Annotated in this window: 24 protein-coding genes and 1 tRNA gene; 12 read left to right on the forward strand and 13 right to left on the reverse strand. The window is 67.1% G+C overall.

The window, feature by feature from the left end; all coding sequences use genetic code 11:
- Positions 1-65: 65 nt before the first annotated feature.
- Both LH400_RS25375 and LH400_RS25380 read left to right on the forward strand, forming a co-directional pair.
- Positions 66-1,319, forward strand: coding sequence for a PQQ-dependent sugar dehydrogenase (locus tag LH400_RS25375; protein WP_229156250.1), 1,254 nt, complete (start codon positions 66-68; stop codon positions 1,317-1,319).
- A 169-nt stretch (positions 1,320-1,488) separates the two neighbouring features.
- Positions 1,489-1,806, forward strand: a complete 318-nt coding sequence (locus LH400_RS25380) for a c-type cytochrome (RefSeq protein ID WP_229156251.1) — start codon at positions 1,489-1,491, stop codon at positions 1,804-1,806.
- A 43-nt stretch (positions 1,807-1,849) separates the two neighbouring features.
- Here LH400_RS25380 and LH400_RS25385 read toward each other — a convergent pair whose 3' ends face one another.
- On the reverse strand, positions 1,850-3,712 hold the full coding sequence (locus tag LH400_RS25385) for an ABC transporter transmembrane domain-containing protein (RefSeq protein ID WP_255618249.1): 1,863 nt from the start codon (positions 3,710-3,712) through the stop codon (positions 1,850-1,852).
- 127 nt (positions 3,713-3,839) lie between these two features.
- Between LH400_RS25385 and rpmE the strand changes: the two genes are divergently transcribed.
- Positions 3,840-4,061, forward strand: coding sequence for a 50S ribosomal protein L31 (gene rpmE, locus LH400_RS25390; protein WP_229156252.1), 222 nt, complete (start codon positions 3,840-3,842; stop codon positions 4,059-4,061).
- Between the two features lie 505 nt (positions 4,062-4,566).
- Here the strand turns inward: rpmE and rcdA are convergent.
- Positions 4,567-5,082, reverse strand: a complete 516-nt coding sequence (rcdA, locus tag LH400_RS25395) for a protease adaptor protein RcdA (protein WP_229156253.1) — start codon at positions 5,080-5,082, stop codon at positions 4,567-4,569.
- Between the two features lie 488 nt (positions 5,083-5,570).
- Here rcdA and LH400_RS25400 point away from each other — a divergent pair, with 488 nt between their 5' ends.
- The 3 genes from LH400_RS25400 to LH400_RS25410 all read left to right on the forward strand — a co-directional run bounded on the left by LH400_RS25400 (position 5,571) and on the right by LH400_RS25410 (position 8,582).
- Positions 5,571-6,578 (forward strand): NAD(P)H-quinone oxidoreductase, encoded by a 1,008-nt coding sequence (locus LH400_RS25400; RefSeq protein ID WP_229156254.1) that lies wholly within the window; start codon positions 5,571-5,573, stop codon positions 6,576-6,578.
- Positions 6,579-6,696: 118 nt separating this feature from the next.
- Positions 6,697-7,728 (forward strand): sodium:calcium antiporter, encoded by a 1,032-nt coding sequence (locus LH400_RS25405; protein ID WP_229156255.1) that lies wholly within the window; start codon positions 6,697-6,699, stop codon positions 7,726-7,728.
- Between the two features lie 152 nt (positions 7,729-7,880).
- The gene (locus tag LH400_RS25410) at positions 7,881-8,582 is read left to right on the forward strand and encodes a DUF1013 domain-containing protein (protein WP_229156256.1); all 702 of its coding nucleotides are present in this window, start codon (positions 7,881-7,883) and stop codon (positions 8,580-8,582) included.
- Between the two features lie 184 nt (positions 8,583-8,766).
- Here the strand turns inward: LH400_RS25410 and LH400_RS25415 are convergent, their stop codons facing one another.
- From LH400_RS25415 to rsmI, 8 genes are all read right to left on the reverse strand, one after another.
- Positions 8,767-9,558: an SDR family NAD(P)-dependent oxidoreductase gene (locus LH400_RS25415; RefSeq protein WP_229156257.1), complete on the reverse strand. Its 792-nt coding sequence runs from the start codon at positions 9,556-9,558 to the stop codon at positions 8,767-8,769.
- 109 nt (positions 9,559-9,667) lie between these two features.
- Positions 9,668-10,477 (reverse strand): SDR family oxidoreductase, encoded by an 810-nt coding sequence (locus tag LH400_RS25420; RefSeq protein ID WP_229156258.1) that lies wholly within the window; start codon positions 10,475-10,477, stop codon positions 9,668-9,670.
- 274 nt (positions 10,478-10,751) lie between these two features.
- A complete protein-coding gene (gene fae, locus LH400_RS25425) occupies positions 10,752-11,300 on the reverse strand; it encodes a formaldehyde-activating enzyme (protein WP_229156259.1) in 549 nt (182 codons plus the stop codon).
- A gap of 155 nt (positions 11,301-11,455) precedes the next feature.
- Complete coding sequence (locus LH400_RS25430; RefSeq protein WP_229156260.1) at positions 11,456-12,076, reverse strand: 2,3-bisphosphoglycerate-dependent phosphoglycerate mutase; 621 nt, start codon at positions 12,074-12,076, stop codon at positions 11,456-11,458.
- Positions 12,077-12,211: 135 nt separating this feature from the next.
- On the reverse strand, positions 12,212-13,018 hold the full coding sequence (gene dapB, locus LH400_RS25435; RefSeq protein WP_229156261.1) for a 4-hydroxy-tetrahydrodipicolinate reductase: 807 nt from the start codon (positions 13,016-13,018) through the stop codon (positions 12,212-12,214).
- 40 nt (positions 13,019-13,058) lie between these two features.
- Positions 13,059-14,873, reverse strand: coding sequence for an ABC transporter ATP-binding protein (locus LH400_RS25440; protein ID WP_229156262.1), 1,815 nt, complete (start codon positions 14,871-14,873; stop codon positions 13,059-13,061).
- 189 nt (positions 14,874-15,062) lie between these two features.
- The gene (locus tag LH400_RS25445) at positions 15,063-15,446 is read right to left on the reverse strand and encodes a YraN family protein (RefSeq protein WP_370638489.1); all 384 of its coding nucleotides are present in this window, start codon (positions 15,444-15,446) and stop codon (positions 15,063-15,065) included.
- Complete coding sequence (gene rsmI / locus LH400_RS25450; RefSeq protein WP_229156344.1) at positions 15,443-16,360, reverse strand: 16S rRNA (cytidine(1402)-2'-O)-methyltransferase; 918 nt, start codon at positions 16,358-16,360, stop codon at positions 15,443-15,445. The genes LH400_RS25445 and rsmI overlap by 4 nt, the downstream gene beginning before the upstream one ends.
- A 343-nt stretch (positions 16,361-16,703) precedes the next feature.
- Here rsmI and LH400_RS25455 point away from each other — a divergent pair, with 343 nt between their 5' ends.
- From LH400_RS25455 to LH400_RS25465, 3 genes are all read left to right on the forward strand, one after another.
- Positions 16,704-17,939 (forward strand): NAD(P)/FAD-dependent oxidoreductase, encoded by a 1,236-nt coding sequence (locus LH400_RS25455; protein ID WP_229156263.1) that lies wholly within the window; start codon positions 16,704-16,706, stop codon positions 17,937-17,939.
- Positions 17,940-18,194: 255 nt separating this feature from the next.
- Positions 18,195-19,166, forward strand: a complete 972-nt coding sequence (locus LH400_RS25460) for a catalase family protein (RefSeq protein ID WP_370638490.1) — start codon at positions 18,195-18,197, stop codon at positions 19,164-19,166.
- A 126-nt stretch (positions 19,167-19,292) separates the two neighbouring features.
- Positions 19,293-19,520, forward strand: coding sequence for a ribosome modulation factor (locus LH400_RS25465; RefSeq protein WP_229156264.1), 228 nt, complete (start codon positions 19,293-19,295; stop codon positions 19,518-19,520).
- A 331-nt stretch (positions 19,521-19,851) separates the two neighbouring features.
- Here the strand turns inward: LH400_RS25465 and LH400_RS25470 are convergent, their stop codons facing one another.
- Positions 19,852-20,322 (reverse strand): Hsp20 family protein, encoded by a 471-nt coding sequence (locus LH400_RS25470; RefSeq protein ID WP_229156265.1) that lies wholly within the window; start codon positions 20,320-20,322, stop codon positions 19,852-19,854.
- A gap of 569 nt (positions 20,323-20,891) precedes the next feature.
- Between LH400_RS25470 and LH400_RS25475 the strand changes: the two genes are divergently transcribed.
- Complete coding sequence (locus tag LH400_RS25475) at positions 20,892-21,863, forward strand: alpha/beta fold hydrolase (RefSeq protein ID WP_229156266.1); 972 nt, start codon at positions 20,892-20,894, stop codon at positions 21,861-21,863.
- 131 nt (positions 21,864-21,994) lie between these two features.
- Here the strand turns inward: LH400_RS25475 and hisN are convergent, their stop codons facing one another.
- Positions 21,995-22,771 carry a histidinol-phosphatase gene (hisN, locus tag LH400_RS25480; protein WP_229156267.1) on the reverse strand — a complete coding sequence of 259 codons (777 nt, stop codon included), beginning with the start codon at positions 22,769-22,771 and terminating at the stop codon, positions 21,995-21,997.
- 350 nt (positions 22,772-23,121) lie between these two features.
- Entirely contained in the window at positions 23,122-24,021 is a 900-nt protein-coding gene (locus LH400_RS25485; protein ID WP_229156268.1) for an N-formylglutamate amidohydrolase, read from the reverse strand.
- Between the two features lie 156 nt (positions 24,022-24,177).
- Between LH400_RS25485 and cpdR the strand changes: the two genes are divergently transcribed.
- Both cpdR and LH400_RS25495 read left to right on the forward strand, forming a co-directional pair.
- Positions 24,178-24,543, forward strand: coding sequence for a cell cycle two-component system response regulator CpdR (gene cpdR / locus LH400_RS25490; protein ID WP_229156269.1), 366 nt, complete (start codon positions 24,178-24,180; stop codon positions 24,541-24,543).
- 116 nt (positions 24,544-24,659) lie between these two features.
- Positions 24,660-24,734 (forward strand) — tRNA-Val (locus LH400_RS25495).
- The last annotated feature ends 158 nt before the right edge of the window (positions 24,735-24,892 follow it).

The raw sequence follows: 24,892 nt of genomic DNA on the forward strand, positions 1-24,892 counted from the left end.
ATTCCGCAGGGGCAGATAAGCCCTTGAAAAGACCGCGACGGGAGTGCGGCAGGGAGGAATTGGACATGAAACAGGTGCTGATGAGCACGGTGGCCGCGCTCGGCCTCGTGATGGCGTCGCATGCGTTCGCGCAGGACGACAACATGAAGAAGCTCCAGGGCTTCCAGAAGACCGGGACCTCGATGGACTTCAAGACCATCGAGCAGACCGGCGAGTATGCCGACCAGCTGCGGGAGAACCTCAAGAAGGTCCAGCTGCCGGACGGCTTCAAGATCGACCTTTACGCGGTGGTGCCGGATGCCCGACACATCGCCGTCGGCCCGCAGGGTGTCGCGACCTTCGTCGGCACCCGCAAGCAGAATGTCTGGGTGGTCACCGACCGCGACAAGAACCGCGTTGCGGACGAAGTGAAGGAGTTCGCGCCGTCGATCTCCTTCGCCATCCCGAACGGCGTCTGCTTCTCCAAGGACGGCTTCCTGTTCATCGCCGAGCAGAACCGCGTCCTGGTCATGCCGGCGGCGGAATTCTTCTATGAGAGCCCGGATGTCGCGGTCGGCACCGTGGTCGAGCAGGGCAAGCTCATTCCCCCATCGGAGGAGAGCTTCAACCACACGGCCCGCGTCTGCCGTATCGGCCCGGACGACAAGCTCTACATCGCGCTCGGCCAGCCCTTCAACGTGCCGGCGGCCGACAAGCTCGACATGTACAGGAAGGAAGGCATCGGCGGGATCATCCGGATGAACCGCGACGGCACCGGCCGCGAGGTCTATGCCACCGGCATCCGCAATTCGGTCGGCATGCAGTTCAATCCCGCAAATGGCGATCTCTGGTTCACCGACAACCAGGTCGACGGCATGGGCGACGACATTCCGCCGGGCGAACTGAACCGCTCGACGGGGCCGGGCCAGAACTTCGGCTTCCCGGTCTATGGTGGCGGCAGCGTCAGGACCAACGAGTACAAGGATGCCGAAGTGCCGGCGGACGCGGTGATGCCGCAGGTCGAGATGACCGCGCATGCCGCCGATCTTGGCATGGACTTCTACACCGGCAAGAGCTTTCCGCAGAAATATCGCGGCGGCATCTTCTCCGCCCAGCACGGCTCCTGGAACCGGACCGAGCCGGTCGGCGCGAGGGTGATGTTCACACCGGTAAACGACGACGGAACGGCCGGCGAGACGGAGGTCTTCGCCTCGGGCTGGCTGACGGGCAGCGGCGAATATCTCGGCCGCCCGGTCGACGTCGAGATGATGAAGGACGGCTCGCTGCTGGTCTCCGACGACCTGGCCGGCGCGCTCTACCGGATCTCCTACGACAAGTAGGCGATCGCCATTTGCGGCGCCGGGCGGGAAGCGTCCGGCGCCGTGCCAGCCGTTCCGGCGCCGGCCGATTGCGCCAATCTCCCAACCATCGATCGGCTGTTCGGGTTCATTGCCCCGGCGATGGTCGATCGGGCGACGAGGACTGTCCCAGATGACCCCATGCCGGCTCTTGGCTGCCGCGCTTCTTCTTTTTGCGCTGACAGCGCCGCCCGCCTACGCGGCGGACCTTGCCGCGGGCAAGGCCAAGGCGGTGATGTGCGCGACCTGCCACGGGCCGAAGGGGCTCGCGGTCATGCCGGACGCGCCGAACATCGCCGGCGACAGCGCTTACTATCTCACCGCGCAGCTAAAAGCGTTCAAATCCGGCAAGCGCCAGCACGAGCAGATGTCGCTGATCGCTCAGAGCCTCAGCGAGGAAGACATTGCCAACCTCGCGGCCTGGTTCTCCGCGATCGAGGTCGAGGCGACGCTGCCCGAGGTAAAGTAGGGGCCCGGACGACGCCCCGGGCCTTTTTCTCGGCCGGTTGGCGCTACTCCGCCGCGCCGGCCAGCATCGCGTCAGCGCGGCCAGCCTCGAACTGCAGCCGGGCGAGGCGGGCATAGAGGCCGCCCTTGGCGATCAGGCTCTGATGCGTGCCGTCCTCCACGATCCGTCCGCCGTCGAGAACGAGGATGCGGTCGGCTTTGAGGACGGTCGCCAGGCGATGCGCGATGACGAGCGTCGTGCGCCCTTCCATCAGCCGGTCGAGCGCCTTCTGCACGGCGGTCTCGCTCTCGGCGTCGAGCGCCGAGGTCGCCTCGTCGAGGAGCAGGATCGGCGCGTCGCGAAGAACCGCGCGGGCAATCGCGATACGCTGGCGCTGGCCACCGGAAAGCGTGATGCCGCGTTCGCCGATGACGGTCTCGTAGCCCTTGTCCATCGCCCGCACGAAGCCGTCCGCGAGCGCGGTCTGCGCCGCCGCCTCGATTCTTTCGCGCGAGGCGTCCGGATCGCCGAAGGCGATGTTGTCGGCGGCGCTCGCGGCAAAGATCGTCACGTCCTGCGGCACCAGCGCGATGCGCCGGCGCAGCGCCTCCAGCGAGGCGTCGCGGATGTCGACGCCGTCGACGAGGATCCGGCCGGCCAGCGGGTCGTAGAAGCGCTCCAGAAGGCCGAAGATCGTCGACTTGCCGGCGCCGGACGGGCCGACGATTGCCACGGTCTCGCCGGGACTGACGGCGAAGGACAGTTCGTGCACCGCCGAGACACCCGGCCGCGTCGGATAGGCGAAGCTGACGCCCTCGAAGGCGACCGCGCCCTTGGCGGGCGAGGGCAGGAGGACCGGATCGGCCTTGTCGGCGATCGCCGGTTCCTCGGCGAGGAGTTCGGTCAGGCGCTCGGCGGCGCCGGCGGCGATCGACAACTCGCCCCAGACCTCGGAAAGCTGGCCGAGCGCGGCCGCGGCGAAGACCGCATAGAGCAGGAACTGCGAGAGCGTGCCGCCGCTGATCGTCCCGGCCGCAACCCGCTGCGAGCCGATCCACAGGACGGCGATGACCGAGGCGAAGATCAGGAAGATCGCGATCGCTGTGAGCACCGCGCGCGCCCTGATCGAGGCCCGCGCCGCCTCGAAGGCGGTGTCGACCGCCTTGCCGAAGCGCCGTCCGACCCCGCGCTCGAAGGTGAAGGCCTGGACGGTGCGCATCGCGCCGATCGCCTCCGAGGCATAGGCGGTGGCATCGGCGAGCGTGTCCTGCGCCTGGCGCGAGCGCCGGCGGACGTTTCGCCCGAAGGCGACGAGCGGCAGGACGATCAGCGGGATCGCGGCGATGACGATGAGGGAGAGGCCGGGGCTGGTGAACACCATCATCGCGACCGCGCCGATGAACATGATGGCGTTTCTCAGTGCCACCGAGGCAGTCGAGCCGACGGCGGCCTTCACCTGCGTCGCGTCCGCCGTCAGCCGCGAGACGATCTCGCCGGACAGCGCCTGGTCGTAGAAGGACGGCGAAAGCCGCGCCACATGCGTGAAAACGTCCTTCCTCAGATCCGCCACCACCCGCTCGCCGAGCGTGATGACGAAGTAGTAGCGTCCGGCACTGGCGATCGCGAGCAGGGCCGCGAGCGCGATCAGCGTCATGAAATAGGCGTCGATGAGGGTGGTGTCGGAATGGACGAAACCCTGATCGATCACCCGCCGGACGGCGAGCGGCAGCGACAGCGTGGTCACGGCCGCGAGCGTGAGGAAGATCGCCGCGCCGGCCGCCATGGCCTTGTACCGCATGAGATAGGGATTGAGACGGGCGAGCGGCTTGAGATTGCGGCGCCGTTTTTCGGTTTCGCCGCTTACCGCTTTCACATCCGGCAATTCTGCCTCCTTGCCTGTCGGGCTTGTGCAAGACCCGGCCCTCATGTATAGGCTCGAACCCGATTTTGAAAGCGATCTAAGCTTCTCGATCCCCGCCACATCCCGACACGAATGCGGTCGTCCGCCGCGATGGGTGTTGCCGGGCGGTCGAGTGGCCAGAGGACCCGGACCGATGAAGCAGAAAATCCATCCCGACTACCACACCATCACCGTCGTGATGACCAACGGCACCGAGTACCAGACCCGCTCGACCTGGGGCTCGGAAGGCGACAAGATGAATCTCGACATCGACCCGACCAGCCATCCGGCCTGGACCGGCGGCAACCAGCAGCTGATGGACCGCGGCGGCCGCGTCTCGCGCTTCAAGAAGCGCTACGAAGGCCTCGGCATCTAAGCCGGAGGGTCTCGGCGGGCTTTTGCCCCGGCGCATGACGAAGATTTAAGGCCCGGCCGCTGGAAAAGCGGGCCGGGCTTTTGTCGTGGCCGGGATTGCGGTCATTCGAAGGCGGCGGGGGGCTGTGTGTTGGACGACAGCAGGGCGTCTGCGGGCATCCGCACCCCGCCTGCCGCCTGCCCATCATCAGCCTTTTGGTGGGATGGGGCGCGTCCCCTCATCCAGCCCCCTCTCGGCGAGCCGGTTACACGTCGGCGACTGTGAGCTTTGCTGCCGCTTCAGGAGGATGATGCGCGTGCACCCGCGATTGGCCGCAAATGTCGAAACTTCGTCATTCTCGCGACGGAGCCCGACAATGACGACGCGGAGAAGTCTCGGCGCCCACCGGGGGCATCAAGCCGTCCCGGCAGGTCCATCCCTCCCGTAGCTACGACCCCGACGCTGCGGACGCACCGCATTCCTGCCCGAGGACGCACGGACGTCGAGCACGAGGCCGTCCTGCAGTTCAGCTGTGAAATGCCGTCTTCAACAGATCGATCTGCTGGCCCACTGGATTGGGGCTTTCGCCCTCACTCTCGACGGCCGCGCCGTAGATCTCGCGGTCGAGCATGGCGATCCGCCGCTCCAGCTTCTGAGCGCGCTCGACGAGGCTGCGGAAGTCCTCCGGCAGTTCCGGATATTGCGGGGAATCCTTGGCGCTGCCGAGACCTTCGAGCCGCACCTTGACCTTCTCCGCCTCGACCTGCGCCCGGGACATATCCCCCTGGTTCGCCGCCCGCTGCAGGAGCAGCCAGGAGGCGACCTGCATCAACCGGGTGGTCAGCCGCATGGATTCGGCGGCGTAAAGCGTCGCCGTCGCCTTGGACAGGTCCTTGGCGTCCTTGCGCCCGTCGCCGTCGAGATAGACGGCGGTCTCGTCGACCAGCGCCATGCCCTCGTTGAACAGGGGCTGGAACGAGCGGGAAAAGGCCAAGTGCTCCGCCAGGCGAATGGTTCGGTCGTCGTCTCTTGAGTCGGTCATTTGCGTCGTCATCGCCTGAGACAAACTCCAAAAGCGCCGTCCGGGTTCAAAAACAATCCTGCCGACGCGGCGGAGCCGACAGCAAAAAACAGGGTGATGCCAAGCCGCACGCTTTGCAAGCCGCCGTTTAGATAATGCTTAACTGTCGTTAACGGTTGCCGGGCGCGGCAAGATGCCGTCGCGCGGGATGTTTTCCGCAGAGCGCCGTCGCCAGCTGCATCGGCGCAATCTTCCGGCCGAGCGCGCAAAAAAAAAGAGCCGCGGGATGGCGGCTCTCAGGAGTTTCAACAGGGAGGCGTCAAGCAGCGCGGGAACCGCACCGCCTATCCAGAGAACTGGACTGATTTGAGTTAAACATCAGAAAGCTTACCCGAGGATTAACGGGGGCTCGCCTTCGCAAGAATTCCTCTACCTTCCGGGCCCTGGGAACGGCGGCAGGAGGCTTGGGTCTCGCATCACCGGACCTCATTGGATGGAAGGACACGAGAATGGCGATCCCCGACGAAATGGACGCGATCCTGATCCGCGAGCCGGGAGGCCCGGAGGTTCTGGAGCCTGGCCGCCGTCCGGTGCCGAAGCCGGGTCCGGGCGAGATCCTCGTCGCCGTCGCAGCCGCCGGCATCAACCGTCCCGATGTCCTGCAGCGCCAGGGCGCCTATCCGCCGCCCGCAGGGGCGCCGGACTGGCCGGGCCTCGAGATCGCGGGGACGGTCGCCGCGGCCGGCGATGGCGCGAGCCGCTTTTCCATCGGCGACCGGGTGATGGCGCTCCTGCCGGGCGGCGGTTATGCCGAATATGCCTGCGTGAACGAGACCAACGCGCTGCCGGTGCCGGCGAGCCTCTCCATGGAGGAAGCGGCCGGCGTGCCGGAGACCTTCTTCACCGTCTGGCACAACGTCTTCCAGCGCGGCGGCCTCCGGTCGGGCGAAACCTTCCTCGTCCATGGCGGCACGTCGGGGATCGGCACGACCGCGATCCAGCTCGCCACGGAGTTCGGCGCGCGGGTCTTCGCCACCGCCGGCAGCGCAGAGAAGTGCCGGGCAGCCGAGAAGCTCGGCGCCGACGCCTGCATCAACTACCGCGAGGCGGATTTCGTCGAGACGCTTCGTGAGGCGACCGGCGGACGCGGCATCGACCTTGTCCTCGACATGGTCGGCGGCGACTATACCAACCGCAATCTCAAGGTCTCCGCGGAAGACGGGCGCATCGTCCAGATCGCCTTTCTGAAGGGCCCGAAGGTCGAGATCGACCTCAACCTCGTGATGCGCAAGCGGCTGACCCTGACCGGCTCGACGCTGCGCAACCGCCCCGTCGCATTCAAGGCGGGAATTGCAGCCGAACTGGCAACGCACGTCGTGCCCCTGTTCGAGAGCGGCGCGGTGAAGCCGCTGATCGAGAAGACCTATCCGCTCGCCGAGGCCGCCGAGGCACACCGCCACATGGACGCCGACCATATCGGCAAGGTGATCCTGACCACGCGCGGGAGCTCGAACTGAGGTCCCGGCGTCCCGCAGCGGCGTCTATCGGCCGGCGTTTGCCGGGCGCGATGTCTTCCGCATGCCGCGGGTGTCGCTGCCTGCATCATCGTCCGCATGGCGCCGGGGGGCGGAGCCGATGATCGACTTCGAAGGGTTCGGCCTCTACGCGAACATCGCGCTTTTCGCCGCGGCCGCGGCGGCGATCGCCTTCGCGGGCGTGCGGCTCTCCTATATCGCCGACGAACTCGCCGATCGCACCGGGCTCGGCGAAGTCGTGGCCGGAGCGCTCTTCGTCGGCGCCTCGACCTCGCTGCCGGGCGCGATCACCTCGGTGGCGACCGCCTGGCAGGGCTTTCCCTCGCTCGCGATCGGCAATGCGCTCGGCGGACTGACTGCCCAGACATTGTTCATCGCGATCGCCGACGTGTTCTACCGCCGAGCCAATCTCGAACACGCGGCCGCAACGCCCGTCGCCGTCGCGCAGGGCGTCCTGCTCCTGGCGCTCCTGTGCATCGCCCTCATCGCCTCGACGATCCCGAACCTCGCGATCTTCGGGATCCACCCGGCCTCCTTTGTCCTGCCGGTCGGCTACGGGTTCGGCCTGTTCCTCCTGCGCTCGGTGCACCAGGCGGATATGTGGCGCGCGACGGTGACGGACGAGACGCGCGAGGAGACTTCCGATCCTGAGGAAAGCGACGACGAGCGCAGCAACCGCCGGCTGTGGTCGCTGTTTCTCCTGTGGGCGGCAATTACCGCGATCGCGGGCTTTGTCGTCGGCGAGACCAGCATCGCCATCGTCTCGGAAGCGGGGCTGTCCTCGACGCTGTTCGGCACGACCTTCACCGCCATCGCCAACTCCCTGCCCGAACTCGTCACGGCGATCGCGGCGGTCAGGATTGGCGCGGTCGGCCTTGCCGTCGGCGACATCATCGGCGGCAACGCGTTCGAGGTCCTGTTCCTCAGCCTTGCCGATTTCGTTTATCCGCAGTCGATCTACAGCGAGATGAAACCGGACGACCAGGCGACGGCGCTGTTCGCCATGCTGATGGTCTCGCTCGTCGTACTCGGCATGATGAAGCGCGATCGCAAGGGCCCGTTCAACATCGGCTTCGAGAGCGTGGCCGTCTTCGTTCTCTACGGCCTCTCGGTGCTCGTGCTTCTTGTCTAGAAGATGCCGGTTCTCGGGCGCCGGGGCGGAAATCGTTGCCGCTTCCTTGCGCCACTGGTCGCCATTCTTTATATCGAATCACGAATTTCCGGACATGTGGCGACGATCCACGGCCTGTCTCCCCGGGGCAGGCGCACAGGAGGATTTTATCCATGGCTCAGCAACTTTTGATGCCGAAGGCGACGGCAGTCTGGCTGGTCGACAACACTTCGCTCTCTTTTGAACAGATTGCCGATTTCTGCACGCTGCATCCGCTCGAAGTGAAGGCGATCGCCGACGGCGAGTCGGCGCAGGGGATCAAGGGCCTCGACCCGGTGATGACCGGCCAGCTGACGCGCGACGAGATCGAGCGCGGCGAGCGCGACACCAAGCATCGGCTGAAGATCGCCGCGCCGAAGGTCCGGGTGCCCGAGTCCAAGCGCAAGGGTCCGCGCTACACCCCCGTCTCCAAGCGACAGGACCGGCCGAACGCCATCCTCTGGCTGGTGCGCAATCATCCCGAGCTGAAGGACGCGCAGATCTCGCGGCTGGTCGGCACGACCAAGAACACCATTCAGCAGATCCGCGAGCGCACCCACTGGAACTCGGCCAATCTGCAGCCGATGGATCCGGTCACGCTCGGTCTGTGCTCGCAGATCGATCTCGACCTCGAGGTCGACAAGGCGACGCGGGGCCTGCCGCCGCGGCCCGAGGAGCTCGACGAGGAGGAGCGTCTCCTGTCCGCCTCCCAAACCCAGAACTGGGGCCGGCCGCAGCCGCGCGAGGAGGACGAGATCGACGAAGCGGCGGTGTTCGCCAAGCTCTCCTCCATGCGCCGCAGCGAGCCGGACGAGGACGAAGACGAGCAGGGCTGATCCGCCCGGCTTTTTCTGGTGTCTCCAGCGCCCGTCGCAGGCTGCCGTCTGCGTGTCGACTGGCGGCACGGGGGCGGGAGTATTGGCCTCCACACTTCCGGCCGGCCGTACGACGAAGCGGGCGCGAGGACGTAGATTCAAAGTGATAGTGCGTCTTTGTGCGCCCGGTCGGGCGCACGGCGCTCTAGTCTTCGTCCTTGACCTCGACCGTGTAGTTCAGCGGCATCCGCCCGCCATCGGCATAGACCGTCTGGCCGGTCATGTAGCTGGCATCGTCCGAGGCGAGGAAGGCGGCGATCGCCGCGATTTCCCGCGGCTGGCCGATCCGCCCCAGCGGGGTCCGTGACAGGATCTTCTTCTGCGCCGCCTCGTCGTCGGCGACCGCTCTCAGGATGTCGGTCATGATCGAGCCGGGGCCGATGGCGTTGACGCGGATGCCGTATTTGGCGAGCGACAGGGCCATCACCTTGGTCAATTGGTTGATGCCGCCCTTGGAGACGGAATAGCCGACCTGGTCGGGAAGCGCGAAGACCGCGTTGACCGAGGACATGTTGACGATCGTGCCGGCCGGGCCCCCGGACTTCACCTTGTCGACCAGATGGCGCGCGACCGCCTGGCCGCAGAGGAACGCGCCCTTCAGATTGACCGCGAGCACGCGGTCGAAATCCGCCTCTTCCAAGTCCAGGAAGTCGCCCTTGTGGACCATGCCGGCATTGTTGACGAGGATGTCGATATCGCCGAACTGGTCGAGCGCTGCGGCGACGAGATTGTGGACATGCAGCCGTTCGGCGACGTTGCAGACCACCGCCCGCACCTCGCCGAGTTCGGCCAACTCGCTGGCGGCGGCGGTCCCGGCCTTCTCGTCGATATCGGCGATGACGACCTTGGCGCCGTCATGCAGGAAGCGCCGGGCGATCGCATAGCCGATCCCCTTCGCTCCGCCGGTTACGATCGCGACGCGTCCGTCGAGTGCCATCGCGGGTCTCCCTCGTCATGCGGCCGCCCATCGCGGCTATCGCTCCCCTTCTAGCAGAAGCGCCCGCGATTGGCAGGCATGGCCCCGGCGGCCCGCCTGAGGCCGCAGTTCAGCCATTGCCGCGAAAGCCCGGATAGAGCGTCATGCCGCCGTCGACGAAGAAGGTCTGGCCGGTGACGTAGTCGGCGGCGTCGGAGACGAGCCAGGCGACGGTGCGGCCGATATCCTCGGGATCTCCGACCCGGCCATGCGGAATGAGCTTCAGCATGTCGTCGAGATGCGCTTCGCGCTCCCCGGCGTTGATCGGCGTCGCGATGGCTCCCGGCGCGACCGCGTTCACCCGGATCTTCTCGCAGGCGACTTCCTGCGCGATCGACTGCATCAACAGGTTTATGCCGCCCTTGGACGCCGCGTAGTTCACATGGAAGGCCCAGGGGATGACCTGGTGCACTGAGGAATCGAAGACCAGCTTGCCGAGCGCCCGGCTGACATGTTCGCGCAGGCCCTTCTTGCGGAAGCGCCGTACCGCCTCGCGGCCGACGAGGAAGCCGCCGGTCAGATTGACCGAAATCACCGTGTTCCAGTCGCCGAGGCTCATGTCGGCCAGGCGGGCGTCCTTCTGGAGGCCGGCATTCGACACGACGATGTCGACTGGTCCGAGTTCCTCCTCGGCCCGGTCGAACATGGCGACGACGTCCGCCTCGTCGGAGACGTCGGCCTGCACCTTGATGGCACGGCGGCCCATCGCCCTGATGTCGGAGACGATGGCGTCGGCATTGCGCTCCTCGCCATGGTAGTTGACCACCACGTCGGCTCCGGCCTTGCCGAGTTCGCGGGCCGTCGCCTCGCCGATGCCGGACGAGGATCCGGTCACGATCGCGACCTGGCCGGAGAGGTCGTTGAGCTCAAAAGCCGCCATTGCGGTCCTCCATCATCTGGAATGCACCCGCCCGGCGTCGCGCTCGGCATGCGGACGGTGTTTCCGCCGCAGGCCGGGCAGGCGCCGGCAGGAACCGGCGCCTGTGACAAGGAAATCCCGCCGGACCGGGTATACCCGGTCCGGGGTTCTTCTGCGGGCGCGTCCTGCCACCGGGAAAGTCTGGTAGAGGCGAACGCCGCCGCCGAGGCATTGCGGCGCCGCGCCCGGAGTGAATCGTCTCCGGCCGAGAGAGTTCCCCCGGCGGCCGGACGGCTCAGATTTTTCCGTCGAGCCCCATCTGGTAATATTTGTGGACGATCTGGTCCTGGTTCTCGAGCAGCCAGTCGATCGAGGGCTCGTTCGCCATTGCCTTCTTGATCGCCTTCTTCATGCCCTCGCGGTGGATGTCGAACAGGATCTTGTGGTCGAGATCCTTCGCCTCGACGATTGTCGGCGCCAGCCAGACCGAGCAGATGATGCCGAGTTCGTTCACCTGGTCCTTCGGCAGGATGCCCTCGCGCACCGCGTCGAGGACGCCGTTGGCGATCGCGAACTGCACGGTGCCCATCAGGATGTTGGTGTATTTCGGATCATCGACGGTCACCTTGGAGACGCAGAGCGTCACCGGACGGACCATGATATCGGTGTTGAGGAGGGCGAAGACGCGGCTGTGGCCCTTCACCTGGTCGCCGGTGAGCGTCGCCAGCGCCGTGCCGACCGGGCCGTCCAGCGCGCCGATGACGACTTCCGGCTCGGCGGCCGTCCCGGGGGGGCCGCCCGCGACGAGCGCCTCGCCGGTGCGCATGATGATCTTCTCGCTCATGGATCTCTCCGTCCGTGGTGAAATTTGGGGGATGCGGCCGTCTTTCGAACCGCCCGCGGCTGCGGCAGCCGCAAGGCCGAGAGGCATTCGGACATGCCTCCCGGTTCACGGCCGGGGCCTTCGACCGCCGGCCGTTCGCTGTCGAGGACCGGATTTCAGTCTTCGAGGATCGTCTTCTCGGCGATGGTCGAGTCGGCGTTCAGCCGGTAGACGATCGGCACGCCCGTGGCGATCTCGCGGCCGACGATCTCCTCACCCGTAAGCCCTTCGAGGGCCATCACCATGGCGCGCAGCGAATTGCCGTGGGCTGCGACGAGGACGGTGCCGCCGGCCAGCACCTTCGGTTGGACGTCGTGGATGTAATAGGGCCAGACCCGCGCGCCGGTGTCCTTCAGGCTCTCGCCCCCCGGCGGCGGCGTGTCGTAGGAGCGGCGCCAGATATGGACCTGCTCCTCGCCCCATTTTTCCCGCGCATCGTCCTTGTTGAGGCCGGAGAGGTCGCCGTAGTCGCGCTCGTTGAGGGCTACGTTGCGGATCGTCTCCAGCCCCTCCTGGCCGAGTTCCTCCAGCATCAGCGTCAGCGTGCGCTGCGCCCGCGACAGGACGCTGGTGAAGGCGATGTCGGGCTTGAGCTCCGCCGCCTTCAGGCGTCGCCCGGCATCTCTCGCCTCCTCGATGCCCTTCTCCGTGAGGTCGGGGTCCTTCCAGCCGGTGAAGAGGTTCTTCAGGTTCCACTCGCTCTGGCCGTGGCGGACGAGGATGAGGGTTCGGGACATTGGGCTCTGCCTTCCTGGCTCCAAGGCATGATCCGGACAGAGGAAGACCGGTCTTCCGGCAGGATCATGCGACAACAAAAGCAAGGAGCGCGAAGCCGGCCGATCCGGCCGCACCGCGCTCCGGCGGCGCCGGGCTCAGCCGTTCAGGCCGAGGACGTCGCGCATGGAATAAAGGCCCGCCGGCCGGTCCTTCGCCCACAGAGCGGCGGCGACGGCGCCTCGGGCGAAGATCGCGCGGTCGGTCGCGCGGTGGGTGAGTTCGATGCGCTCGCCTTCGCCGGCGAGTATCACCGTGTGCTCGCCGACGACCGAGCCGCCGCGCAGCGTGGCAAAGCCGATCGTGCCCTCGGGCCGGGCGCCGGTGTGGCCGTCGCGCGAGCGCACGCTGGTCTCGGCAAGGTCGATCCCGCGGCCCTTCGCGGCCGCCTCGCCAAGGAGGAGGGCGGTGCCGGACGGGGCGTCCACCTTGTGCTTGTGGTGCATCTCCAGGACCTCGAGGTCGAAGGCTGCCGGCCCGAGCGCCCGCGCCGCCTGTTCGACGAGGCCGGCGAGGAGGTTGACGCCGAGGCTCATATTGCCGGACTTGACGATGACCGCGCGCTCGGCCGCCGCGGCGATCTCGGCCTCCTCGTCCGCGGAAAATCCGGTCGTGCCGATGACATGGACGAGGCCGCGCTCCGCAGCGCGCCGGGCATAGCCGGTCGAGACCGAAGGCACGGTGAAGTCGAGGATGCCGTCGGCGCCCTCAAGCGCCGCTTCCGGATCGGCGGCGACCGTCACGCCGAGCTCGTCGACACCCGCGAGTGCTCCCGCGTCCCGGCCGAGCGCCGGGGAGTTCGGCTGTTCCAGCGCGGCGGATAGCTCGGCGCCGGGCGTCTGCGCGACGATCTGTACCAGCGTCCGGCCCATCCGGCCGGCGGCCCCGAGAACGACCAGTCTCATCGCACGCACTCCCAAGCTTCCGTCTGCCGCGCTCTCGCGGTCACCCCCGCACCGTCTCGGCGATGGCTTCGGCGCCTCGCCGCTTGTCGCCGGACTGCAGGCCGTAGAAGCGGGCATAGAGCCCGTCGGCGCGATGGACAAGCTCCTGATGGGTTCCGCGCTCGGCGATCTCGCCGCCGTCGACGACGAGGATCTGGTCGGCCCCGGTGATGGTCGACAGGCGATGGGCGACGACGATGACGGTGCGGTTGCGCATCGCCGCGTCGAGCGCCGCCTGGACCAGCGTCTCGGAGCGGGTGTCGAGCGCCGATGTCGCTTCGTCGAGGAGCAGGATCGGCGCGTCGCGCACGAGGGCTCTGGCGATCGACAGGCGCTGGCGCTGGCCGCCCGACAGCGTCATGCCGTTCTCTCCGACGGGCGTGTCGTAGCCTTGGGGCGCCGCGACGATGAACTCGTCGGCCTGGGCCTGGCGGGCCGCTTCCTCGATCTCGGCGTCGGTGGCGTCCGGCCGCCCGAGCCGGATGTTGTCGCGGATCGTCCCCTCGAAGAGATAAGGCGTCTGCGGCACATAGGCGATCTGCGAGCGCAGCGACCGCTTGGTGACGGAGCGGATGTCCTGCCCGTCGACAAGGATGCGCCCGCCCTCAACGTCGTAGAGCCGCTGGAGCAGCGAGATGATGGTCGACTTGCCGCCGCCGGACGCGCCGATCAGCGCCGTCGTCTTGCCAGCGGGCGCGACGAAGGAGAGGGAATTGAGGACGGGTTCGCCGGGATAGTAGGAGAAATCGACGGTCTCGAAGGCGATCTCGCCCTTGTCGACGACGAGCGCGCCGGCGCCGGGCGCATCGGGTTGGCGCGGCTCCATGTCGAGGATCTCGTAGATCATCGAGGCGTTGACCAGGGCGCGCTCGAGCTGCACCTGCAGCTTGGCGAGGCGACGGGCCGGATCGTAGGCGAGGAGGAGGGCGGTGATGAAGGCGAACATCGAGCCCGGCGAATAGCCGTAGACGATTGCCCTATAGCCGGAATAGGCGATCACCCCCGCGATCGCGAGGCCGGCCACCATCTCGGTCACCGGCGTCGTGCGCTCGGTGATGACGGCGATGCGGTTGGAGCGCTCCTCGGCGGTCTCGATCAGCCGTTCGATCCGCTCGCGTAGCGGCGCCTCCATGGTGAAGGCCTTCACGACGGTGATGCCCTGCGCGGTCTCCTGCATGGAGGCGAGGACGCGGGCATTGATGTCGATCGACTGGCGCGTCGCGACCCGCAGCTGCCGGGCCAGGCTGCCGATCATCAGCGCGATCGGCGGGCCGGCGAGCAGCGCGATCCCCGACAGGATCGGATCCTGCCAGATCATCACGAAGACGAGGAAGATCAGGGTCAGCGCGTCGCGGGCGATGGAGGTGACGGTGAGGTTGAGCGTATCGCGGATGCCGGAGACGTTCTGGTTGATCCGTGCGGCAAGATGCGCCGAACGGTTCTCGGCGAAGAAGTCGACCGACAGCTCGGTGATATGGGTGAACAGCCGGCGCTGGTAGCGCGCGACGATGTTGTTGCCGATGCGCGCCAGGATCACGCCCTGGCCGTAGGTCGCGATGCCGCGCACCGCGAAGGAGACGAAGACGATCAGCGGCAGGGTGACGATCGCGGCGCGGTTCTGCTGGACGAAGATCTTGTCGATCACGTCGCGCATGATCCAGGCCATGAAGGCGGTGGAGGCCGCAACGAGGACGAGGCAGGTGATCGCCAGCGCATATTGCCGCACGAACAGACGCCCGTTCTCGGCCGCGATCCGCTTGATCAGCTTCACGACGAGGCCGCGATTCTCAGGCTTTTTCAGGGAAATCTTCTTCACGCCGCCGGCCGATGCCCGTCTTCAGTCGTTCCTGCTCCCGCGCGGGGACCTATAGTGCGCCCGCCGTCCGCTGCCTATCCGTCGCGGCGGTGTGCTGCACCCGCGCCGCCCCGACTGCGGCAATAATGCCGCGAAATCGGGGCAGGGCGGCGAGAAACCGCGCGATTCCGTTGGGCCGCCGCGCATCTCCTATCGGCGGGCGCGCCAGGCGTCGGCCACATGGACCGGCCAGCGGCGCGGCAGGACGGCGACGAGGTCGAAGCGCAGGGACAGAAGGTCGTAATCGGGCTGTCGCCGCAGCCAGTGATCCGCCGCCGCCTCGATCCGGCGCTCCGCGAATGGGCCGACGGCATCCATCGCGGCCTGAAGCGTCGCGCGCGCCTTCACCTCGACGATCAGGACGAGGCCGCCGCGCCGGGCGATCAGATCGATCTCGCCGCCGGGCGCCCGGTAGCGCCGCGCGACGATCCGGTAGCCCTTCAGCCTGAGCGCGATGGCGGCGAACATCTCGCCGCGATGGCCCTTTGCCTCGTTGCGCCGGCGCTTGGGATCGGGCGCTCGCTCCTGCCTCACCCGCGATCCTTCAGCGCCAGCGCCCGCTGGTAGAGGTCGCGGCGGGCAAGGCCGGTCAGCCTTGCGGCCTCCTGAGCGGCCTTGGCCGGCTTCATCTCGCCGAGCAGCCCGGAGAGGATCGCGTCGGCATCTTCGGGCGCGGCGACTGCCTCGGCCTCTGGCGGCGCGATGCATACGACGATTTCGCCGCGCACCTCCTCCATCGCCGAAAACTCCGCCGCAAGCTCCGGCAGCGTGCCCCGGTAGACCGTCTCGTGCAGCTTGGTGAGCTCGCGGCAGACCGCGGCGGGGCGCTCGCCGAGAACCTGTGCCATCGCGGCAAGGCTCGCGGCGATCCGGTGCGGCGCCTCGAACAGGAGAAGCGTGCCGGGAATGCGGATCAGCTCTTCCAGCCGCCTTGCCCGCGCCTGTTCCTTCTGCGGCAGGAAGCCGGCGAAGAAGAACGCATCCGAGGGAAGACCGGAAGCGAGCAGTGCGGCGATCACCGCCGAGGCGCCCGGGATCGGGATCACCCTGATGCCGCGGTCGAGGGCGTCCTGCACCAGCCGGTAGCCGGGATCGGAGACGAGCGGCGTGCCGGCGTCCGAGACAAGCGCGACGGACCGGCCGGCTTCGAGATCGGCGAGGAGCTTCTCGCCGGCCTCCGCCGCATTGTGTTCGTGATAGGCGCTCATCCGCCGCTCGATGGCGAAGCGCGCGAGCAGCTTGCCGGTGACGCGCGTATCCTCGCAGGCGAGCCGGTCGGCCCCCGCGATCGTCTCGAGCGCGCGCACGGAGACGTCGGAGAGATTGCCGATCGGCGTCGCCACCAGATAGAGGCCGGGTTCGGGGCGGGGGGCCCGGTGCTCGGCGCCGCGCAGGACGAAGCGCCGTGCGGCTTCGTCCGCAGCCTGTCCGCCGGCCGTGGCCGGCATGTCGCGCGCATCCCTGTCGTCAGCCTTGGTCATGCGCCTATCTAGGCTCCCGCCCGAGTGTCTGTCGATGGCACGGCGGCCATTCCCGCCATGGTTTGCTTGGCGCGGGGGCGGCGAGGGGCTAGCATCCGGCCATGCCACCTCGAAGCGGCGATTCCGTCGAAGCGGGGATGGGGGAGGCGAACGCAGAAGACCCGGAACGCCGATGCGGGCGCCACACGCCGTGGTCCGTCAGGCGGGCGGCCGGGGAGAGGGTTTCGGGACTAAATATCATGATCTTGTTCAGCACCATGTCCATTGCCGGCGGCGATGCAGCCGGCGGTCGCCCGGCGGGGCGCTTCTGATGGCCGGCGTCGTCATCGCCGGCGGCGGCCAGGCCGGGTTCCAGGTTGCTGCCAGTCTCCGGCAGCTCGGCTATGACGGGGACGTCACCATCGTCTCCGAGGAAGCGCGTCTCGCCTATCAGCGCCCGCCGCTGTCGAAGACCTACATCAAGACCGACGCCGACTTCGACACCCTCCTGCTCAGGCCGGAGAGCTTCTACGAGAAGAACCGGATCGCGTTCCGGGGCGGCGAACGCGTCGTCTCGATCGACCGAGGCGCCTCCGCCGTCACGCTCTCGACCGGCGAGACCATCCCTTACGACCATCTGGTGGTCGCCACCGGCGCCTCCAACCGCTCGCTTCCCGTGCCGGGCGCCACGCTTGCCGGCGTGCACCAGCTGCGTTCCGCCGAGGATGCGGAGCATTTGCGGGCCGGGGTGGCCGAGGCGCGGACGATCGCCATCATCGGCGGCGGCTTCATCGGCCTCGAGGTCGCCGCGGCGGTCCGTGCGCTGGGCAAGGACGTCGTGCTCCTGGAGGCGGCGGACCGGCTGATGGGCCGCACCGTCTCGCGCGAGGTCTCGGCCTTCTTCCTCGACCGGCACCTCCAGATGGAGACCGACATCCGCCTCGGAACGGCCCTCCAGGCAATCGAGGGAACCGACCGGGCAACGGCGATCCGCACGGCGGCGGGCGAGACCATTGCAGCCGATCTCGTGCTGATCGCGGCGGGCGTGACGCCGAACGACGCGCTGGCCCGCGCGGCGGGGCTGACCGTCGACAACGGCATCGTCGTCGACGCCTTCATGACCACGAGCGATCCGAAGATCTTCGCGATCGGTGACTGCGCAGCCTTCGACAGCCCCTTCGCCGAGCGGCGGGTGCGGCTGGAATCGGTGCAGAACGCCGTCGACCAGGCCAAGACCGTCGCGGCCCGCATCATGGGGACCGCCGAGCCCTATCGCAGCGTGCCCTGGTTCTGGAGCGACCAGGGGCCGTTCAAGCTGCAGATCGTCGGGCTGACCGCCGGGGCGGATCACGTCGAAGTCGCCCGGATCGGCGAGGAGGGCAAGCTGATCGCCTATTGCTTCAAGGGGGAGAGCCTGCTCGGGATCGAGACGGTGAACCGGCCCGGCGAGCACATGCTCGGCCGCCGCATCCTCGGCCAGGACCTTAAGATCGCGAGGGCCGACGTCGCCCATCACGCCTTCGAGCTGAAGGCGCATGTCGCGAAATTGATGGCCGAGGCCGGGTAAGGCCGTTCCCGCCGCTCGGCGCCCGCCGAGCTTGACGGGCGCCGAGCGGCGGGAAGCCGCTCTTCGGCCGGCCGGGTGCTCCGGCCGGCGCAGCGGAACCATCCTCTTGACGGGCGAGTTGGCCAAACCTGTCAAAAGGAGTCCGAAATTCCATGCCGCTGCCATCCCCGATCCGCTACACGCCCGGCCTCGAAGAGATTCGTCCCGACGAGGCCGAAACGGTGGCGGCGATGAACAAGACCTTCGACACCATCCTTGAGACGACGGCCGCCGCACTACGGCCATGCGGTGCGCGGCGTCCATGCCAAATCCCACGGCATTCTGCACGGCAAGATGACGATCGCGCCGGACCTGCCGCCCGAACTGGCACAGGGTCTGTTCGCCGGGCCCGGAGAACACGACGTCGTCATCCGCCTCTCGACGAATGCCGGCGACATCCTGCCCGACGCGGTCGCGCTGCCCCGCGGGCTCGCCCTCAAGGTTCTCGACGTCGACGGCGCGCGCCTGGAGGGCGCGGAGGGACGCACGCAGGATTTCGTGATGGTCAACGCGCCGGTCTTCCAGGCGAAGTCCCCGAAGGCCTTTCATGCGAACCTGAAGCTGCTCGCCGGGACGACGGACCGGCTGGAGGGCGCGAAGGTGGCGCTGTCCAGCGTGCTGCAGGGCGTCAACAAGGCGCTTGAAACGGTCGGCCTCGACAGCCCGGCGGTCAAGTCGCTCGGCGGAGCGCCGAATGTCGATCCGCTCGGCGAGACCTATTACAGCACGACGCCGTTCCGCTACGGCGATTACGTCGCCAAGTTCCAGCTCGTGCCCGTATCGCCGGACCTCAAGGCGCTGGAAGGCGAGGAGATCGCGATCGATGGTCGGCGGGACGCCATCCGCACGACCGTGCAGAAGGAAATGCGCAAGGTGACCGCGCGCTGGGAGTTCCGCGTGCAGCTCTGCCGCGACGCCGATGCGCAGCCGATCGAAGATCCGACGGTGGAATGGTCCGAGGACGTCTCGCCCTTCCAGACCGTGGCCACGGTCGAGGCCCTGCCGCAGGACAGCTGGGACGAGGCTAAGGTCCAGGCGGTCGACGAGGAGATGCGATTCAGCGTCTGGACGGGGCTGAAGGAGCACCAGCCGCTTGGCGGCATCAACCGGGCCCGGTGCGGCGTCTACGAGCATTCGGCAGCGTTCCGCGGGGCATTCAACCGCTGTCCGATCCACGAGCCGGGCTGATTCGCCGATGTCCGGCTGCGTGCGCGACCGGCGCCCTGCCGGGACTGGCTGAGGGCGGATGCCGGTTGGAAGCGGGGCGCGGCGTTCCTAAGTTCTGGAGTGTGCGATCAAGCAAGGGAGGCAATCATGGCCACCGATGCGTACCAGCAGGGTAAACTCGCCTACCAGAACAATCATCCGATGTCGTCCTGCAGCTATCCGGTCGATTCGACGCTTCGCGCCGACTGGATGCGCGGCTGGAATGCTGCTCAGAACGCCGACCCGTCCGCAGGAGCACCAAGTCACCGCTCCGGCATGATGGCGGACGCCCGGAAGGCGAGCCATGTCGACGAGGCGGACGTTCACGAGTCCTGACCGGGATTGACGCCGCTGGACGAGACGGGCGTGACGCCCACGTCTGCGTAGGAATGACAAGGCTGGCGCGGTGGGATCCCTGCCGCGTCGGCTGCGCTTGAGCGGCATTTGCTTCGAAGCTGATCGCGGCGGGAATGTTGCCCGCTCCTTGGCGCGTTCCACGTCGGCGGCTCGCGATGGACAAGCTGCGGAGTTCCTCCGTTTCCGTCCCGCTGGCCACCTTCCATTCATACCCCGACGCAGAAAAGCCCCGGCGCGAGGTCGGGGCTTCGTTCGATCCTGATGCGGATCGGGTGGCGCCGGGAGGGGCGCCACCGCTGGCTCGCACGCCTCAGGCGGCGTTGGCCTCGATCTGCTTCTCGTTCTCGTTGCCGACCGAAGCGATCGCGATCTTGCGCGGCTTCATGGCCTCCGGAATCACCCGGACGAGATCGATGTGCAGGAGACCGTTCTTGAGGCTCGCGCCCTTCACCTCGACATATTCGGCCAGCTGGAAGCGGCGCTCGAAGGCGCGTCCGGCAATGCCGCGATAGAGGGTCTCGTACTGGGGCTCGTCCTTCGCATCGCTCTTCTCGCCCTTCACGGTCAGGACGTTCTCGCGCGACTCGAGCGACAGCTCGGTCTCGGCAAAGCCCGCCACCGCCATGGTGATGCGGTAAGCATTCTCGCCGGTGCGCTCGATATTGTAGGGCGGATAGGTCTGGCCGTTGTTCTCCGGCTGCGACAGCCCATCGAGCATCGAGAAGAGCCGGTCGAAACCGACGGTGGAGCGATAGAGCGGAGCAAAATCGACGTGACGCATGGTGTTCTCCATCAGAAGCAACAATGTTTGCGTTTGGCGGTGGGCTTCGATCCCGATCTTGGCGATCCGGCCCGGCCAGCGGCCCCGAATTGGCGGCCGCACCAAAGAGTTGGGTGCCCGATTTTTTAGCTTCAAGAGCCGGCCAGCGAAATTTTCCGACGCCGGTGCTCCCGGATAAGATCCTGAGTTCGAACGGCTTCTCCTGAACGGGCGATGAACGGCGCCTTCTGCGGCCGTTCAGGCGCGCAGCCTATTGTGGGCCGTGACGCTTCGCTTCGATCCCGTCGCGGGACGACGCCCGGGCCTCCAGTCGCCGTCACATCCGGACGTGGAGCGAGACGCCAAACGGTCGCAACGTACCGTCCCTTCCGTTGCGGCCGCGCGGGCCGGGGGTCTTGAACGGCCCCCGGTCTGCTTTGGGCGCGAGAGCGTCGCGCGTTCTTCACCGTCTTTCGGATCGACGGTAGCCTTTGGCCCCACTTTGAAGCAAACGTAGAGAGCCGCGCTCGGATGGAACGCGCGCCCGGCTCGCCATGGCCGGTCACTCGAGGCCGAAGCCGCATTCGCCGATGAACGAACATTTCGATCCCAAGAGCCTGGCCGTTCTGCAGGACAATCCGGCCCCGCAAGGGCTGAGGGTCGACACCGTGAAGGCGTTCGACGGGCGGCGGCTGCGCTATGCCGTCTCGCCCAGCGCGCTCGAGGGGACGCGCGGCACGGTCGTGCTCCTCCAAGGCCGCAACGAGGCCATCGAGAAATATTTCGAGACGATGGCCGACCTCAATGCCCGCGGTTTCGCGGTGCTGACCTTCGACTGGCGCGGTCAGGGCGGCTCCGACCGGGTCATCCGCGGCAGCCGGCTCGGCCATGTGAAGCGCTTTGCCCACTATGTCGACGACCTCGAGACCATCCTGCGCGAAGTGGCTCTGCCGGACTGCCGTGGCCCCTACGCCATTCTCGCCCATTCCATGGGCGGGCTCATCGCCCTCGCCGCCTCGCCACAGCTCGGCAACATCATCGAGCGGATGGTGCTCGTCGCCCCGCTGATCGGCTTTCGGCGCCGGCGGATCGGGCTGCGGACGGTCAACCGCCTGGCCAGGCTCGCAACCCTCTTCGGCTTCGGGCGCCTCTCCCTCGGCGGGCTCGGCGTTGCCGTGCGCCTGCCGGATCCGGCCGACAATCCGCTGACGTCGGATTCCAGGCGCTATCGCCGCAATCGCCGTCTCGCCGAGGACGCGCCGCACCTCTTCCTCGATCGGCCGACCATTTCCTGGCTGGCGGCGGTGACCGGCGCCATGCTGCGCCTCAACGACTCCGACGAGATCGCACGGCTCGGCGTGCCGGCCCTGATCGTGACGGCGGGCGGCGACCGCGTCGTGTCCAGCGAGGCCGCCGAACGTCTGGCATGGCGCATGCGCTGCGGCTCCAGCCTCTCGGTGCCGTTCGCGCGGCACGAGATTCTGCAGGAGGCGGACCGGTTCCGCCTGCCCCTGTTGGACGCCTTCGAGGCCTTCGTCGGCGAATCGCTGCCGCGCCACTGACCTCACTCCAGCGACGAGCGAAAAGGCCGCGTGGCGAAGGCGGTGCAAGCCCTTGTTCTTGCGCATGATGTCGTCCGAAGCGCCATGCAGCCATCGGGCATCATGCTTCGATCAGCGGGCGATATGCGCGCTCACCCGGCGAGGAGTTCGAGCGCGGCGGCGTGAAGCTCGGCCGTCGCTGCCGCCACGACGTCGCCGCCCTGCTCGGCCCGGCCGCCCGACAGCGTCGTGATGATCCCACCTGCCTGCTCGATGATCGGGATCAGCGCCACGATATCGTAGGGCTTCAGCCCGCTTTCCACCACGAGATCGACATGACCGGCCGCCAGCATGGCGAAGGCGTAGCAGTCGGTTCCGAATCGGGTCAGCCGGGCGCGCGCCTCGAGCGTTTCGAACCGCTGCAGAAGGCCGCCGGAAAACAGTCGCGGCGAGGTGGTGAACACGGTGGCGGCCTCGATCGACCTTGTGCCGCGAACCGCGAGGCGGCTGCGTTCGCCCGCCCGCTCAAGCCATGCATTCTCGCCGTCCGCCAGATAACGCTCGCCGGTGAAGGGCTGCGACATGATCCCGAGCCGCGCCCGCTCGGCCTCGCAATAGCCGATCAGCGTTCCCCAGACCGGAAGCCCGGAGATGAAGGCCCGTGTGCCGTCGATCGGATCGATCACCCACAATTGATCCGATGTGCCGGAGGCGCCGTATTCCTCTCCGAGGATCGCGTGGTCCGGAAACCGCGCCGCGATCGCCGCGACGATGGCCTCTTCTGCGGCCCGATCCGCCTCGGTGACGGGATCGAACGCTGCTGCCAGCTTGTTGTCGACCTGGCCGCCGGCGCGAAAGCGCGGCAGCGTCTCGCCATCCGCCGCATCGGCCAATGTCCTGAGGAAGCTAGCGTCCGGCCTGCCCGTCATGATCCGTCTCCCGAGATGCCTCTGGCGCCCTTCAGCAGGGCCAAACTGCGCAATGATTCCTCATGCACAAAATCAAGGCGTCAACCTTCTTGACATATTCGGCGACGCAACATAGTTTTGCGTTGCGGCATTGGTTTGCCGCTGCCCTTACGGGCGTTTCCTCCCTAGACTTCAGACCGCGCTGCTTCAACGCAGTGCGGTTTTTTTTGCCCCTACTTCGGCTGTTGCGGCTGGCTGCGGCGGCGCCTTCTGCAGCGAGAAGGCGAGTTTAGAGGCCAACAATTTGGACCGCGCGACCGGGCGCTTGCGACCAGGACGTTGCAGTCACAGTGTCGTTCCGCGGACCGCGTCTATTCGGCCGCGGCCGGGCGCGAATGATCGGTCTCGACATCGTCGGAAAAGGCTTCCACGAAGCGGCACAGCCGCTCGCGCAGGATCATGAAGCCCTCGTGGCGGCGGAAATTGCGCTCGTCGGCATAGAGCGCGCGGTTGATCTCGATCTGCAGGGCGTGGAAGCCGAGCGAGGGCCGGCCATAGCGCTCGGTGATGAAGCCGCCGGCATAGGGCTTGTTGCGCGCGGTGTCGTAGCCGAGCGACGAGAAGTGGCTGCTGGCCATCGCGACGAAGCGCGCCGAGGCGCTGGTGCCGTATCGATCGCCGATGACGATGTCCGGCCGCCTGCCGCCGGGCAGCGCCCTGACGCTCGACGGCATGGAGTGGCAGTCGATGAGAATTGCCATGCCGAATCGCTCGTGGGTGCGCTTCAGGAGTTCTTCGAGCGTGGCGTGGAACGGCTTGTAAATGTCCTCGATCCGCCGCAGACCCTCCGACAGCGGCAGGCTCTCCCGGTAGATCTCCTCGTTCTCCGCCACGATGCGCGGGATCGTCCCGAGACCGCCGGCGACCCGCACCGAGGCGGCATTGACGAAGGCCGGCAGCGAATCGGCGAACATCTTGGGGTCGAGCTCGTAGGGCTCACGATTGACGTCGAGAAAGGCGCGGGGAAATCGCGCCTTGAGGAGCGGCGCGCCCATTGCCGGCACGAAGTCGAACAGGTCGTCGACGAAGAGATCCTCCGATCGCCTGACGGCATCGCCGGAAAGCCGGGTCGCTGCGAGGAAGTGCGACGGGTAGTCGCGGCCGCTGTGTGGCGAGCAGAACACGAACGGGAGGGCGAGGTCGTCTGGCTCGAGGGTTTCGAAAGCCGGCACGACGCCCGCTGCCGTCCCCAGTGTCGGAATCGTCGCCAATCTGTCCCCTTCCACCCGCGTCTGGCAAAAAAAGCCCGCCCTTTCTCAAAGAGCGTCCATTCTCTTTTAGAAAATGTTGGGTCATTCTGCTATGCCATTTGGACAGGAACGAACCAGCCGCCGGTCGAGTTGCCCCGGCGAATCCGGAAAACACGAATGTCAAAGATTCTACTCGCAGAAGACGACAACGACATGCGCCGCTTCCTGGCCAAGGCGCTGGAGCGTGCTGGCTACGAGGTCGTCTCCTATGACAATGGCGGCAGCGCCTATGAGCGTCTGCGCGAGGAGCCCTTCTCGCTGCTCCTCACCGATATCGTCATGCCGGAAATGGACGGGATCGAACTGGCCCGCCGGGCGACGGAGCTCGATCCGGACCTGAAGGTGATGTTCATCACCGGATTCGCGGCCGTGGCTCTCAATCCGGATTCCAAAGCTCCGAAGGACGCCAAGATCCTGTCGAAGCCCTTCCATCTGCGCGAGCTCGTCGACGAAGTCGGCAAGATGCTGGCCGACGCCGCCTGAAGAGCGGCCAGGCCGGCAAACCGTCCGATTCCGGCGCCCGCAGGGGTTGGCAGAAAAGCCGGCAAAGACCTATTGACGGCGGCTTCCGACCTGTGGTCTATGCCGCTTCGTCGGATGGGCGTGTAGCTCAGCGGGAGAGCACTTCGTTGACATCGAAGGGGTCACAGGTTCAATCCCTGTCACGCCCACCATCCGCATCTCCTGGATCTTCGTGAGAAAGATCGGCCTTGCTCCGGGATCCGGCGACGCCGGAAAACTTTCCGGAAACGGCCGGGTTGAACGCAAGTTGAACGCGGCCTTCGAATCGCTCCTGGTGAGCGTGTTGGCGAAGTGGTCTTATGACTGGACC

This window comes from Jiella soli, from assembly GCF_020615385.1.
Taxonomy (GTDB): Bacteria; Pseudomonadota; Alphaproteobacteria; order Rhizobiales; family Rhizobiaceae; genus VKMB-3413.